The 15,508-nt window shown below is 59.6% G+C and carries 10 protein-coding genes; 5 read left to right on the forward strand and 5 right to left on the reverse strand.

Translation table 11 applies throughout. The features are described 5' to 3' along the window. Nucleotides 1–16 precede the first annotated feature (16 nt). From RY113_RS13055 to RY113_RS13065, 3 genes are all read left to right on the forward strand, one after another. Entirely contained in the window at nucleotides 17–886 is an 870-nt protein-coding gene (locus RY113_RS13055) for an aldo/keto reductase (RefSeq protein ID WP_315914902.1), read from the forward strand. A gap of 75 nt (nucleotides 887–961) precedes the next feature. Next, nucleotides 962–1,663, forward strand: a complete 702-nt coding sequence (locus RY113_RS13060; protein WP_110107172.1) for a type 1 glutamine amidotransferase domain-containing protein — start codon at nucleotides 962–964, stop codon at nucleotides 1,661–1,663. 217 nt (nucleotides 1,664–1,880) lie between these two features. Beyond that, entirely contained in the window at nucleotides 1,881–2,099 is a 219-nt protein-coding gene (locus RY113_RS13065; RefSeq protein WP_315914903.1) for a hypothetical protein, read from the forward strand. 111 nt (nucleotides 2,100–2,210) lie between these two features. Here the strand turns inward: RY113_RS13065 and RY113_RS13070 are convergent, their stop codons facing one another. The 5 genes from RY113_RS13070 to RY113_RS13090 form a co-directional block, all read right to left on the reverse strand. Further along, the gene (locus RY113_RS13070) at nucleotides 2,211–3,194 is read right to left on the reverse strand and encodes a DNA topoisomerase IB (protein ID WP_315914904.1); all 984 of its coding nucleotides are present in this window, start codon (nucleotides 3,192–3,194) and stop codon (nucleotides 2,211–2,213) included. Between the two features lie 309 nt (nucleotides 3,195–3,503). Beyond that, nucleotides 3,504–3,731 (reverse strand): hypothetical protein, encoded by a 228-nt coding sequence (locus RY113_RS13075; protein WP_315914905.1) that lies wholly within the window; start codon nucleotides 3,729–3,731, stop codon nucleotides 3,504–3,506. A gap of 46 nt (nucleotides 3,732–3,777) precedes the next feature. Further along, on the reverse strand, nucleotides 3,778–4,344 hold the full coding sequence (locus tag RY113_RS13080; RefSeq protein ID WP_315914906.1) for a DNA starvation/stationary phase protection protein: 567 nt from the start codon (nucleotides 4,342–4,344) through the stop codon (nucleotides 3,778–3,780). A 134-nt stretch (nucleotides 4,345–4,478) separates the two neighbouring features. Further along, complete coding sequence (locus RY113_RS13085; RefSeq protein ID WP_110107177.1) at nucleotides 4,479–4,874, reverse strand: hypothetical protein; 396 nt, start codon at nucleotides 4,872–4,874, stop codon at nucleotides 4,479–4,481. Between the two features lie 300 nt (nucleotides 4,875–5,174). Beyond that, nucleotides 5,175–7,997 carry a cation-translocating P-type ATPase gene (locus RY113_RS13090; protein WP_315914907.1) on the reverse strand — a complete coding sequence of 941 codons (2,823 nt, stop codon included), beginning with the start codon at nucleotides 7,995–7,997 and terminating at the stop codon, nucleotides 5,175–5,177. Between the two features lie 1,262 nt (nucleotides 7,998–9,259). Here RY113_RS13090 and RY113_RS13095 point away from each other — a divergent pair. Beyond that, on the forward strand, nucleotides 9,260–11,716 hold the full coding sequence (locus RY113_RS13095) for a phosphoketolase family protein (protein WP_315914908.1): 2,457 nt from the start codon (nucleotides 9,260–9,262) through the stop codon (nucleotides 11,714–11,716). Then, nucleotides 11,716–15,009 carry a beta-phosphoglucomutase family hydrolase gene (locus RY113_RS13100; RefSeq protein WP_315914909.1) on the forward strand — a complete coding sequence of 1,098 codons (3,294 nt, stop codon included), beginning with the start codon at nucleotides 11,716–11,718 and terminating at the stop codon, nucleotides 15,007–15,009. The genes RY113_RS13095 and RY113_RS13100 overlap by 1 nt, the downstream gene beginning before the upstream one ends. The last annotated feature ends 499 nt before the right edge of the window (nucleotides 15,010–15,508 follow it).

Below are 15,508 nucleotides of genomic sequence, written 5' to 3' on the forward strand. Positions count from 1 at the left end.
GCTGGTTGTCGCCCCTATGAACCATGACAACTCAGCGAATACTCAAGTATCAGCCACCATCGATCTGTTAGATCTTGGAACGGTCCATCGCCTAGGGTTCGGTGCCATGCGCATTGTCGGGGACGGGGTTTGGGGTGAGCCTGCAGACCGGGACGCCGCGATCGCCGTCGTACGCCGTGCCGTGGAACTTGGGGTCGATTTCATTGACACTGCTGATTCGTACGGGCCCAATATCAGCGAAGAAATCCTGGCCGAGGCGTTGCATCCGTACAAAGATGGCCTGAAGATCGCCACCAAGGTGGGCTTTGCCCGCACAGGACCCGACGTGTGGGTTCCCGTGGGCCGCGCCGAATACCTGCGCCAGCAAACCGAGCTGAGCCTGCGCAAGCTCAAGGTGGATTCCTTGGATCTGCTCCAGTTGCACCGGATCGATCCGAAGGTGGATCAAGAAGAGCAATTCACGGTTCTGCGCGAGCTGCAGCAGGAGGGCAAGGTCAAGGCGCTGGGACTCTCTCAGGTCAGCGTGGCCCAGCTCGAGGAAGCGGGAAAGTATTTCACCGTCTCCACCGTGCAGAACCGCTATAACCTTACGGACCGCAGTTCCGAGGACGTGTTGAACTACGCCGAGCAGAACGGCATTGGCTTCATCCCTTGGGCCCCCATTTCCGCTGGTGAGCTGGCACGCCCCGGCGGAGCTCTGGCAGAGGCTGCGAAGCGGCTCGGGGCCACAACCTCGCAGGTGGCTTTGGTATGGCTGTTGCGCCGCTCCCCCGTCATGATGCCCATTCCCGGCACCAGCTCCGTGAAACACCTGGAAGAAAACCTGGGCGCGGCCGGCGTGGTTCTTGATGACGCTACGTACGCCGAACTCGAAGCTGCGCACTGACCGCTTCCCACCGCAACAACAAAACAACACTATCCGCTGACCTAAGAAAAGGGCCGGCAGACCAGGAGCAAAAACATGGCTAACGTACTGATGGTTGTTTCCGCCGCAGATTCCCTCACCATGAGGGACGGCAGCGAACACCCCACCGGCTACTGGGCAGAGGAGCTTGTGGTTTCACACAAGACCCTGCTCGACGCCGGCCACACAGTTCACATCGCAACTCCGGGAGGCGTGAAGCCCACGGTGGATCAGGTGAGTCTCTTGGACGATCCGGCAGGGGGCAAGGAACGGGCAGATGGTTTCCGCGATTACATCGCTTCGATAGATGCTGAGCTGAGTGCCCCGCTGGTGCTGGCCGAGGTGAACGCCGAGAGCTACGACGCCGTCGTGATGCCCGGTGGGCACGGACCCATGACTGATCTCTACAAGGACACAGATTTGGGGCAGCTGCTGATTGCGGCCAACACCGCCGGGGCGATCATTGCCCCGTTCTGCCACGGTCCGGCAGGTTTGCTAAGTGCTGTGGATACCGACGGGAAGTTCGCGTTCGAAGGGCGCCGCCTGACGGTCTTCACCAATGAGGAAGAACTCAATGGCGGCACTGGGCCCAACACTCCCTGGTTCGTGGAAGATGCCCTGCAGGAAAAGGGCGCCATCATCGAGAACGCCGGCGCCTGGAGCTCCCATGTGGTCCGTGACGGCAACCTCATCACCGGACAAAACCCACAGTCCAGCGAGGACGTCGCAAAAGAAGTCATCAAAGCCCTCCAGCAGTAGCAGCTGATCGCAGACGGGCCCAGGCACTCTGGGTCCGTCTGGGGCAAAGCCCCTTGGCGAGTTCAGTCACATCGCGGCACGTCACACTCGCAGGAAAACGTGCCTGGGTTGTGACCGAAGGCTTGTCAAGAGGCCATCCACCCATTATCTTGAACGGTGACCGTGCAATCCATAGCTGAAATAAAGGGAACCACTCCCCTCAACCACGGAGAAAATTATGACCACCGAGAACAATGAAAATCCCGAAGAAATCCAAACCTCGCATCAGGCTCCTGAACAGTCTGGGGCTGCGGATCGTGAAGACCCGGCTGATGCGCCAGTAGATTTGCCTTCTGCGGAAGCTCCCATCACTGACGAAAATTCCGGTCCAACTCGTGTTGATCGCGAGTCATTTTCTTCTGAACCCGACCAAGACGCCACCGGCGGCGAAGAGTAACACTGGAAAGCACTGGCCAATTTGCATTCTAGCGCGGGTTGCCAGCCAGCGTGGGTAGCGGACGGATGTGAGTCAGCGAATATTGGCCCGGTGGCCGGTGTTGACCGCGATTTATTGGGCGCTCCCGGTTGTCAGTAGCTCAAGAACAGCGCTGTCTCGTTGGCGCTTCGGCGCAGCAACTTTGCCCTGTTCAAACAGCGCAATAACACGAGGATTGACGTAGGATTCTTTGGCTATGGTGGGGGTGTTGTGCAGCCATACGGACGCGTCCCGAATAGCTGCTGTGACAGCGTCAGGGGATGAGGCGCCCAAACGATGGGAGCGAGCCAGCGAAACTGCAGCAACCGCCGTACCTTGCCAAGTTCGGAAATCCTTGGCGGTGAAGCCGCTACCCACTATTCTGCCCAGATACGCGTTAACATCTGAATCGGAGACGGAGTGCCACTGTTTGCGGCGCCCATTCTTGACCGGAAAACACAACGCGGGACCTTGGCGCGGGTTGGCTGGCATGGTGGTGAAGTACTCCCCCAGCAACGAGTCCGATAGTTGCACGTCCCATGCACCGGCTGACTTACCCCGGAACACCAGCCGGATCTCGGAGCCTTGGACGCTAACGTGCCGCCGCTGCAATGTTGTGGCGCCAAAGGAACCGTTTTCATCGGCATAGGCGGCCCCGCCTATCCGCAACCCGGCACTGTCAATGAGACGCACCGCTGCTGCGAGCGTCCGCCGCTTGGCGTCGTCTTGTTGTTGGAGGTCCCGTGTCACCGTCCGGCGCATGCTGGGCAGACGCTGGGCGAAGGCTAGCGAACGGATGAACTTCTCATCATCACGGAGTTCTCGCCAGCGGGGATGATAAATGTACTGGGTGCGGCCTGCGGCGTCCACCCCGGTAGCTTGAATATGCGCCCGTGAATCTGACGCGATCCAAACCTGCTGCCACGCGGGCGGGACAGCTAGCGCATCAATACGGTTGATTAACTTTTCAGAGCGGATTCTTCGTCCATTTGCCGAAACATAGCTAAATCCACGGCCTGCGATCTTGCGAGATATCCCTCCAGATCCAGGTTCTACTCGGAGCAATTGTGCAGTCATTATTTTCTCCCCCTTTGCGGACCTTCTAGGACTTTTGATAACCCTATTATTGTGAACTGTTCATTGCCTAGAGCCTGTGCTCTGCGAGCAGCTTGTCCAGGGCGTCTCTTGCCCCGGTGACCCGGCGTTGACGTTGACATTGGCGTTGACATTGGCGTTGACGCAATTGTGCCCCGCACTGCAAGCAGTGCGGGGCACAATAAGTTCTTTGCACCGGCAGCTTCCAGAGCCCAGTGTCAAGAGGCAGAGTGTCAGGCGGCAGAGTGCCAAGAGACAGTGACTAGTTGCTCAGAGCTCAGCTCAGATGCTCTACTCCGACGATGTGGCCGAACCTTCGGCTGTGGCGCCACCTTCGTCGGTCCAGTCCTGACCTAGTCCGTCATTGAGCGCGGGATCCGATTCGACGTCTTTTGGCTCGGGGGTCTGCGCCACTTCAGACGCTTCTTTTCCTACTTCAGGTTCACCAGCGCTATCCTCCATCAGCTTTTTGTCAACGCGGGGGCTCTGGGTGGGGTCAAAGTTCTCTGTGTTTGACATGGTGTTGCTCCTATTTTCGATGTGTAGGCTGTTGTTCCGCTGAGTTCTACTTTTTCTTCGTCTTCGCCGCGGCGGACTTCTCCGTGTGCGTCTCAGCGTTGAGGAGTGTCCCACCGGAATTTTCCAGGTGCGCGCGCATGAACCACTGGAACAACTCCAGCTTCGCGGTCTGCCCAATCAGCATGTCCTCAGTGATGGGATCAAGTTTTCCAATAACAGAGATGGCGTCGCGGTGGCTGGAGACCACACCTTCATAGACAACGTCCAGAGCGGCCAAATGCTCCATAGTGGAGGCTCGTCCAAGCGCGTAATCGTTCCAGTCCCGATCTCTCACCAACGCTCCGGGTAAACCGTTAGGCGAATCGCCCAGAGTGGCAATACGTTCCGCTGTCTCGTCAATCATCGCCCGGACCAGTTCAATCTGAGGGTCAAGCATGGTGTGAACACCAATGAAATCCCTACCCACCACATTCCAGTGCGCATGCTTCAATGTCAGTTGGAGATTATTCAAGGCGTGGAGCCGTCCTTGCAGGGTGGCTGCCACTTGGTGACCGTCCGCAAGGGATAGGCCAGGGACCGTAAATTTCGCTGTGGAAGTTGTCTTGGAAACCATGGAAACTCCTCTCAAAGCGGCCGCTCTCAAACGGCCGGTGTAGTTCTTACGGTAACGATTCGATCACAAGAACGCCAGCCCAGCGGGGCACCGGCCCGGCGCACTAGCTGCTTAGCTGCTGTATGAAATCCGGCTCAGAACATTATTGGAATGAATCCAGCCACAGTACACAGGATTGCCACAGACACGAGTATCCAGCCGATGATCAAAAAAGGGTTATCGTTTCGGGGCGGCTCCAGCCCCCACCGGACAGGGTGGCAATGATCGTAATGGATCTCGATTCGGGTGCCAACATCCACTCCTTGGGTCTCGCCGTGATCGTGCAAGGAGACGTGCGGCATGTCTTCACTGTCAATCCAGCGGAAGCCTTTATATCCGCCGGCCTCGAACACCTCGGCAGTGGTGTTGATCCATTGGCAACGGCGGTTGGCCACAATCCAGCCCACAATAACTAGTGGAATGCCGAGTACAAAACCCACCCACGACATCACTTCCAGCATCGGGCCAAAAGCGTCTGCGGGTCCGTTCATGCTCTGATCTTACGCGGAAGGTAGGTGCTGTACTGGAAAACCGGCTGTGCGGGAGCGTTGCGTTTAAAAAAGGATGACATCCGCTGTTGGCGCCGAGAGCGGACTTTAGCAGGTTCGCCGCACTACTGAGAGCAGAGAAGGGCACGATGGAATCAAAGCCTGCGCGGTCAAGGCAATGAGCGTCTATTGTGTGCGGGCGAAAATGAACCACTGAAAGCATCTCCCCCAGGACTAAAGCGCAGGTCAGACCACTTACGTACGTGAGCTCCAGCGATCATCCGGCGGGGGGTCCGTTCAGCGCTACTGTGGCTGGCGTAGAGTCCGTTTTGATATTGCACGCATAAGAATTTTGCGGATCTCGTCGAACCAGAGCACAGCCGATCCGAGTGCCACGCATGCGGCCCAGTGAGTGAGATCCATGGACGCAGTTCCGAAAGCCAATTGAAGGATCGGGACTTGGACAACAAGGATCTGAAGCGCCACGCTGAGTGTTATGGCACCCCAGAGCCACTTATTCGCGAACAGCATCCGGAACGCGCTGGTCGTCTCCGAACGGGCGTTCAACGCGTTAAACAGTTGGGCGAATACTAAGGTGGTAAAACCGGCCGTGCGTGCAACGGTGAGCGTGTCATTACCCTCGACGAGACCTCCTGGCAGGAAAAGATCGATGGTAAACAGCGTTGCCAATGCCATCACCAGCCCAATGGAGAGGATCCCGCCCCACATACGCGCGTCGATGGTCCGGTCGGTTAGTTTGCGCGGCTTCCGCGCCATCACGTCGTCAACCTCAGGGTCGAGTCCCATCGCAAGGGCGGGAGTTGAGTCGGTGATCAGATTGATCCACAGGATCTGGGTTGCGATCAGCGGCAGGACCAGCGCATCGCTACTGGCGTCAGTGAGTCCAAGGACACCGGCGAAAATAACGCCCAGAAAAACCGTGAGCACCTCGCCGAGATTTGATGAGAGCAGGTAACGGAGGAATTTTTTGATGTTTTCGAAGATCACCCGTCCTTGACGAACCGCCGCCACGATGGTGGCAAAGTTATCGTCGGCGAGGATCATGCGCGCGGCACCCTTGGTGACTTCGGTTCCGGTGATTCCCATCGCGACGCCAATGTCCGCAGACTTGATTGCGGGGGCGTCGTTGACACCGTCACCGGTCATCGACACGATTTGCTGATCGGCCTGCAGGGCGTCGACAAGGCGAAGCTTATGCTGGGGCGAAACGCGCGCGTACACGGATATCTCGCGTGTGAGATTGCGTAGGTCGCGGTCGTTGAGAGTGTCTATTTCAGCTCCGGTCACTGCACGTGCCGAGGGTTCGATAATTCCGAGCTCGGCTGCAATCCTTGCCGCAGTCGTTGGATGGTCACCAGTGATCATAATGACGCGGATACCCGCGCGGTGCGCTTCGGAGATCGCCTTGGCAGCTTCAGGTCTGGGCGGATCAACAATTCCAACAAAACCTGCGTAGACGAGGTCCTTTTCAAACGACGGGTCGACGGCGGTTGCTGAGACTGCGGTGTCGAGCACCCGATAGGCCACACCAAGGGTGCGGAACGCCTGCGCCGACAGTGCCTCAATCTCATCGAGCGCCTCTTGCCGGAGAGTCTCGGTCAGGGGGACTGTGCTCTCACCTACCTGAAGCCGGGTGCAGCGGCCCATCAGCACATCGGGGGCACCCTTGCTTAGCAGCAAAAGAGCCCCATCGGCCTGGTCCTGATGCACAGTTGACATCAGCTTCCGCTCCGAGGTGAAGGGAATTTCCGCCTGCCGTTCGAAGTGAACCACCCGCTCCATGGTGCCCTCAAGCTTGCGAGCCGCCACAAGGAACGCAGCCTCGGTCGGATCACCCTGAATGTGCCACTCGCCGTTATCTTCAGAGAGCTGGGCATTGTTTGCAAGGGATCCTGCGCTGAGCACCAGCTGCACCTCAGCGCGGAGGTCCCCGGATAGCTCCTCACCAAGGCTGAGTACCGAACCTCTGGGGCGGTACCCGGCACCAGTGAGGCTAGCCCGTCCCGATGCGGTGACCACGCGTTGGATCGTCATCTCATTACGTGTCAATGTACCTGTCTTATCGGTGCAGATCACCGACGCCGAGCCGAGCGCCTCAACTGCGCTGAGCTGTTTCACGACCGCATTGCGCTTTGCCATGCGCTGAACGCCAATCGCGAGTATCACCGAAAGCAGCGCAGGGAGCCCCTCTGGCACTGCAGCCACCGCGAGTGAGACCCCCAGCAGCAATACTCCAACGAGATCGCTCGGAGCCGAGATGCCCTCAACCAGAACCACGGTGAGCATGACCACGAGAGCGACTATCACGACGATGATGCCGAGCAACTTGCCGATGCGGTTGATCTCAACTTGCAGTGGCGTTGGTTCTTCAACGGTTGCGTCAACCATTCCGGCGATCGCCCCGACCTCCGTCGACATCCCAACCGCCGTAACAGCCGCACGCCCAACGCCCTGGGCAACGGATGTGCCTTTGTAGACCATGTTCGCCCGATCACCGAGCGATGCCGGCCCCATCAGGGTCGCCGGGTCCTTGAATACCGCTTCACTTTCTCCCGTCAGGGAGGCCTCTTGGATATGTAAAGAACTCGCCGTCAGTATCCGGGCATCGGCTCCCACCGCGTCTCCTTCGCCCAGGACAAGTACATCTCCTCGCACCAGATCTGCGGACGGAACGGTCCTGAGTTCACCGCCCCTCCAAACCGTTGATGTTGCGGCAGTCATCCTACTCAGCGCGGCCACGGCGTCTTCGGCCTTGGCTTGCTGTGTATAGCCAAGGATGGCGTTGAGAACGATGATCGTGGCGATCACGACGGCGTCGACGGGCACACCCTCGGCACCTTCCACGACCCAGACGACCAGCGAGATCGCGACCGCTGCGAGCAGCAGATAAATCAACGCATCCTGAAACTGGGCTATGACTTTCCGCCAGGCTGGCACCGGGGCTTTGCCACGCAAGTCGTTGGGACCGTCCGCTAGGAGCCTCCGGGCAGCTTCTTCCTCGGAAAGTCCTGTCCTCGGGTCCACGCCCACACCAGCCGCCACCGCTTCAGCGTCGAGAAGGAACGCATCGTCCGGTGGCATCGGTACGGTGAGGAAGTCTGGCATTCCATCCCCTTGCATCCTGAAGCGTTGTCTTTGCATATTGGCGAGCTAACTAGAATTCGAGCGTATGTCCTGCACGCAGCACCACTGTATCCTCTTCCCTCACCTTCAGGGTTGTGTTCTCTTTCGGAACCCGTCAGCGCAACAAAGTGGTGCCTGTATGGCAGTGCGAAAAATTTTCGGAGTGTGCTCGCGCTGACTTGAATCGGGACCTCTGATGCCAGAGCCTTGCAAGTAACCTGGCCACCTGGCCCAGACCCGCCCCAGACGCTGCCCTGCCAGACCCGAGACGCGCACTGTGGATCCCGCAGACGCGTGGCGCCCCAAAAACTAGGCAACCACTAAAAGCGTCATACCCTGCCAAACTCCCTCCATTCAACATCTTCTACGCATAAGACCGTTCGATGCCAGCGGATGTCATTCCGGTTGCGCGCAGGGCGCATACTGCGCGTTCCACTCAGCAAATAGGGCCATAGGCTTTTTTCTGGCGAGCAGACGCGCGGCGGGCCTACCCACCTCCAATGGGCGCCGTCCGGATGCGCACAGGTCGGTCAAGTTCCGGCCACATCTGGTTGGTTTTTCACAACATTCCGTACCTTAAACACCCTCAGCAGGTGGACACTGACCCTCCTCGGGTGGGCACCAGTGAAGCTAGGCCAGCGCTTGCGCTGTGGCGGAATAGGTGCGGACGGCAGGATCGCCGAACGGCAGGACGGCAGGACGTGATCCTCGATCATGCGGAAGTTGAAGGTGGGCGAGAACTCAAGGCTCAGAGAGCTTACGCCGGCCAACATCGGAAAAGTCCTCGGGGTAAGCGGCGCCACGGTGTACCCAACTTCCGTGGATAATACGCCGGGGCCGTGGGCGGTGAAGGAGGCCCAGATGCTGCTTTAGCAAACGTGTCGCCATGATCTGCAAGTTGCCTCACTATCTTCAATCACAGTGCACAGGCGCTGGCACAGACGTTTCGAAGCAGTCTTTTGGTAGTGAAAGAAAACCACACTTTCAAACGATCAATCGAAATGGGCACCTTTTTAGATTCGAGGGTCTGCGGCGTTCGCGTGCAAGGTGCGTGGGCTAGTGTCAGGTATAGGCATACTCCCGCGAAACGCATTCCGGAGGAAAATACCACTGACGAGCTCCATGCGGTCCTGGCAATGTCTGATTCCCCGTCCAGGCACCTTTGGATCGCACACCGATAATCGGCTATGACCTTCACCGGAAATCACTTCCGCCAGAGTTCCCATCGTCCTTCAGAGGAGAAAATGATGAAGATCCAAGAAAATGATACTTTTCCGATTCCAGCACAGGGCCCGCTCACCGCTGAGCAGCTGCAGCGTCTGGATGCTTGGTGGCGAGCGGCGAACTACCTCTCTGTCGGCCAGATTTATCTGCTGGATAACCCGTTGCTGCGGGAGCCATTGACACTGGAGCACATCAAACCGCGCTTGTTGGGCCACTGGGGAACAACGCCGGGGCTGAACCTGATCTACGCGCACCTGAACCGTGTCATCAAGGCCGGGGACCTGAACGCCATCTACGTGACGGGACCAGGACACGGCGGTCCAGGGCTGGTGGCCAACGCCTACCTCGACGGAACCTACAGCGAGGTCTATCCAGACATCAGCACCAACGAGGAGGGGCTTCGACGTCTGTTTCGCCAGTTCTCCTTCCCGGGCGGGATCCCCAGTCATGTAGCACCGGAGACCCCAGGGTCCATCCATGAAGGCGGAGAGCTGGGGTATTCGTTGATGCATGCCTACGGTGCGGCCTTTGACAATCCAGATCTCTTGGTGGCCTGCGTTATTGGGGATGGGGAAGCGGAGACCGGACCGCTGGCTGCCAGCTGGCACTCCAACAAGTTCTTAGATCCGGTCCATGACGGTGCGGTGCTGCCGATCCTGCACCTTAATGGTTACAAAATCGCCAACCCCACCGTTTTGGCGCGCATCCCCGATGAGGAACTGATGGCCCTGATGAAGGGGTATGGGCACCAGCCGTATCTAGTCAGCGGTGACGATCCTGAGCAGGTGCATCAGCAGTTCGCCGCGGTTCTGGATCACGTTGTAGCCGAGATCGATCGCATCCAGCACGATGCCCGGCACGGTGCCGTGACGCAACGGCCTCGCTGGCCGATGATTGTGTTACGCACCCCCAAGGGATGGACCGGACCTAAGGTAGTGGACGGGCTGCCTACCGAAGGCACATGGCGCTCCCACCAGGTGCCACTGTCCGGCCTCCAGGACAACCCGGAACACCTGCGTCAGCTCCAAGACTGGCTGGCCTCCTACCATCCGGAGGAACTCTTCGACGCCGAGGGTGCGTTGCGGCCCGAGCTGGCCGATCTTGCCCCTAAAGGTGTCCGCAGGATGAGTGCAAACCCGGTAACAAATGGTGGTCTGGTCCTGGAACCACTCCACCTACCGGACTACCGCGACTACGCCGTCGCGCTTGAATCGCCGGGGACAACCGTCGCAGAGGCAACCCGGGTCTTGGGCACCTACCTGCGTGAAGTCATCGCCAACAACCCCTCCACGTTCCGCCTGATGGGACCCGATGAAACAGCCAGCAACCGGCTCGGCGCCGTCTTCGAGGCCACCAACCGCGTCTGGCAAGGAGAAACGTTACCCACAGACGAGGGCCTAGCCCGGTCAGGGCGGGTGATGGAAGTCCTTTCTGAGCACCTGTGCCAGGGCTGGCTAGAAGGCTATCTACTCACTGGACGGCACGGCATGTTCTCCTGCTACGAGGCGTTCATCCATATTGTGGACTCAATGGTGAATCAACACGCCAAGTGGCTCAAAGTCGCCAACGAAATCCCGTGGCGAATGCCGATTGCCTCATTGAACTACTTACTGACTTCCCACGTTTGGCGCCAAGACCACAACGGGTTCTCCCACCAAGACCCAGGCTTCATAGACCACCTGATCAACAAGAAATCCGAAATTGTCCGCGTCTACCTGCCCCCGGACGCCAACACGCTGCTCTCGGTGGCAGATCATTGCCTGCGCAGCCGCAACTACATCAACCTCATCGTTGCCGGCAAGCAGCCGGCACTGTCCTACCTCACGATGGACGAAGCGGAACTGCACTGTCAGCGCGGGCTGGGCATCTGGGATTGGGCAGGCAACGAAACCCTTGCCACTGGTCCAGGAACGGGCCCTGCCGGGGTGATACCCGATGTGGTCATGGCGTGTGCCGGGGATGTTCCAACCCTGGAAACGCTTGCCGCCGTAGACCTGCTGCGCCAACACTTGCCGGAGTTGACTGTCCGGGTGGTCAACGTGGTGGACCTGATGCGTTTACAGCCGGAGACTGAGCACCCGCACGGGCTCCCGGAGGCAGAGTTTGACGCTGTCTTTACTGTCACTGCGCCAGTGATCTTTGCTTACCACGGCTATCCTGCACTGATCCACCGTCTGACCTACAGCAGGAATAACCACCAAAATTTCCATGTACGCGGTTTCCGTGAGGAGGGCACCACTACCACTCCGTTCGATATTGTCATGCTCAACAGTCTGGATCGATTCCACCTGGTGATGGACGCCATCGACAGAGTCCCGGGCTTGGCCGAACGGGCGGCCGGGCTGCGTCAGCGGATGGTTGATGAACGTGTCCGCGCCCGCGCTTGGACCCGGGCCTACGGAGAGGACGATCCGGCCATCAGCGGCTGGAGTTGGCCCCATGCCCAGACTGCTGCGCCGGCGGTGGATGGCTCCTAATGCACCGAGGGAACTTGCACCGCCTGCCGCCGGCACCAGAGCCTGAGCATGGGCATGGGAGCGCCGGTAGTGTCTGCGGCTATGCAGCGGTCATTTTCGACATGGACGGTGTGGTCACTGACACCGCCGGGGTCCATGCGGCGGCGTGGAAGGCGCTCTTCGATCAGGTCCTTCCTCGGATCGATGACACGCAAGTACCCTTTGACGCGGAGCAGGACTACCGTGCCTTCGTTGATGGGCGGTCCCGGGAGGACGGGGTGAGAACGTTCCTGGCCTCCCGGGGGATTAGCCTGCCTGAGGGCAGTGCTGAGGATACGCCCGAGCATCTCACTGTCAACGGATTGGCTACCCGCAAGCAGGATTTCTTCGCCGCCGAGCTGAGCGAGGGTGGGGTGACGGTCTTTCCTGATGCGATGAAGCTGCTGCAGGACCTGGCCGCGGGGCAGGTGCCCGTTGCGCTGGTGACCTCAAGTCGCAACAGCGCAGGGGTCCTTGATGCCGCCGGGATTACAGACCTATTCCCTGTCCGGGTCGACGGCACGGATGCATTGGTGCTTTCCCTGCCAGGTAAACCAGATCCTGCCATGTTCTTGGAGGCCGCCCGCCGCCTCCAGGTGGCACCGGCCGATGCCGCGGTGATCGAGGACGCCGCGGCCGGGGTCAAGGCAGCCGTCGTCGGCGGCTTCGCCCTGGTAGTGGGAGTGGACCGCACCGGCACCGGTGAGCAGCTGGCCGCCGCTGGTGCGGACGTGGTGGTCCGGGACCTAACCGGCCTACAGTCTGGACTTGCCGGTGCTGCAGCGGACCCGGATGCTTCCTGGAGCGGGGGCGCCAAGACAGGCACTCCAGGGGTGTGGAACCTCGTTTATGACAAGTTTGATCCAGAGCAAGAAAGCACACGGGAGGCGCTGTGCACCCTGGGTAACGGGTATTGGGCCACCCGCGGTTCAGTGCCGGGTAGCACGGCGGATGGCGTGCACTACCCGGGGACTTACTTGGCCGGTATCTACAACCGGCTCATCAGTGACGTGGCCGGTCGGAAGGTCGAAACCGAGCACCTGGTCAACGCCCCTGACTGGTCCTTCCTGACCGCCCGGCCGCAGGACGGGCCCGTCCTCCGTCCAGGCATTGCGGAGATGCTCAGCCACCACCAAGACCTGGATCTGCGCAGTGGGGTGCTGACCCGTATCAACTGCTACCGTGATGCAGCTGGACGGAAAACCCGGATCACCTCCCGGCAGTTTCATTCTTTGGATGACCCACACTTGGCGGCCTTGGAAGTTACCCTCGAGGCCGAGAACTGGTCAGGCGAAGTGGTCGTTGAATCGGTAGTTAATGGCGCCGTGGCCAACCGCAACGTGAGGGCCGACTTTGTTCTTGCCCATGAGCATCTGGTCCCGTCCGGGTCTGTGGTACCGGACGCTGAAACGGTGATCTACGAGGCTGCAACCAGCCAGTCCGGTATCAAGATCGCCACTGCTACGCGCACGCGAATCGGAGCCGACGGCGGCGCCACCCACCGCCGGTTGATCCAAGAGTCAGCGCGCGCCGGGCACCAGATCACGCTGCGCCTAGCACGTGGAATACCAGTAACAATTGAGAAGATTGCCGCGGTAGCGACCTCTAGAGACCGGGCTGTCTCCACTGCTGCGCTCGACGCCGGTCACAGGATCGACCGGGCTCCGGGGTTTGGGGTTCTGCTGGTCGCCCACGCCAGCAAGTGGGAGGAGCTGTGGAACCGGTTTGGAATCCAGCTGCAGACCAGACCCAGGCAGTCGTTGGCCCTGAACCTGCACGTTTTTCACGTGTTGCAGACCGTCGCTGCCGCCAGTCCTGACTTGGATGCTGGTCTTCCTGCCCGGGGCCTGCATGGGGAGGGCTACCGCGGTCACGTTTTTTGGGACGAGCTATTTGTCTACCCGATGCTGACTCTCCGGCGGCCGGAGCTGACCCGAGCACTGCTGCTTTACCGGTTCCGTCGCCTGGACTCTGCCCGGGACGCTGCCCGTGCCGAAGGCCTTGCCGGAGCGATGTTCCCCTGGCAGTCCGGCAGCGACGGCCGCGAGGAAACACCGGCAGAACTCTTCAACCCCCGTAATAGAACGTGGATGCCGGACAACTCTCACCGGCAACGTCACGTCGGCCTGGCGGTGGCCTACAGTGTCTGGCAGTACTACCAGGCCACCGCCGATCTAGGCTTCCTCACCGACTACGGGGCAGAGATTCTCGTGGAGGTGGCCCGGTTGTTCGCCTCCCTTGCCGTCCATGATCTAGGTGATGACCGTTTTGACATCAGCGCAGTGATGGGCCCGGACGAATACCATGATGGCTATCCTGATGCCCCAGGACAGGGACTGCGCAACAACGCCTACACCAATGTGCTGGCCGCGTGGGTATTGGCACGTGCCGCCGAGACGGTGCAGCTGCTGGCTGGCCATGATTGTGACCTTTTCCAGCACCGGCTCGGCGTGGAGCCAGAGGAAGTTGCGCACTGGGAAAGGATCAGCCGGCGGTTGCGCATCCCCTTTCATGAAGGAGTGATCAGTCAATTCGAGGGCTACGAGCATCTGCAGGAATTCGACTGGGACACCTACCGGAGCCGTTACACGAACATCGGCCGGCTGGATTTGATCTTGCAGGCCGAGGGTGACACCACTAACCGGTACAAGCTCTCCAAACAGGCAGATGTCTTGATGCTGTTCTACCTTTTTTCCGCTGAGGAACTACGCGAAATTTTTCTCCGCCTGGGATATCCGCTGCCGCCGGATCTCATCCCGGCGACGGTCCGCTACTATCTGGCCCGTACCAGCCACGGCTCGACCCTGAGTAGGCTCGCCCACGGCTGGGTGTTGGCCCGTACCAACCGTGCCCGGTCTTGGTCACTGTTTGAACAGGCCTTGGAAGCGGACCTGGCAGACACTCAGGGTGGAGCCACCCGAGAAGGTATCCACCTCGGGGCCATGGCCGGGACCGCTGACATGGTGATGCGCTGTTATGCCGGTGTGGAAACTCGGCAGGACGCTCTCTGGCTGCACCCGGTCCTTCCCACCGAACTGACTGCGGTCTCGTTCCAGCTCAGCTACCGAGGTCAACCTGTCAGCATATGCCTAACCCACGACCTGCTGAGCCTGCGGCTAGCTCCATGTGCCGCCGATGCCATCGATGTCTGTGTCCAGGACACCCGGAAAACTCTTCGCCCCGGACAGATTTGGGACGTGATTTTAAGGCCTGTAGCTGCGCGTACCTGGCCCCGCTCTCCCAACGGCCACGGAACGTCGAGCATTGGAGGATGACGCGGTGGCTGGCTGGCAGGGCACCTCCGCATGACGCTGAACTGCGAAGCCATCCAACACAACCGCATTCCGTGGACTAGCCTCAGACGAGTCGCCTGAGGCCGAGCCCGTTGCGTTTGAACACCAAAGCCATTTGAACGCGAATAGACGGGGCTGAAACCGTCCCCGTCACTGCCAAAAGCCCCGTAAATCCGTACTTTTGGTCTTCTAAAACTCCAGGGCCTCCTGTCAGATTCGTACCGACGCCCCCGGCTTGCTGATCAGCGGTCAATACAAACCTGGCCCGCGGGAATTGTGGGATAAACCGCAAATTTCACGGAACGGATCGTCAGCGCACCGACGCGGGATTTTGCTGACCGTCACACCTGACGCTGATCTTGAGCACCTTTCTGCCCTCGATCGCATCGGGTCGGATAGGTGTGACGGCGACGCCACTAAAACGTGGCTTGATTCGCGGGACGGTTCACGATTTGCTGCCAGCTTTACGAGGTGGCCGACA

This window comes from Arthrobacter sp. lap29 (assembly GCF_032458965.1).
In the GTDB taxonomy this organism is placed as follows: domain Bacteria; phylum Actinomycetota; class Actinomycetes; order Actinomycetales; family Micrococcaceae; genus Specibacter; species Specibacter psychrochitiniphilus.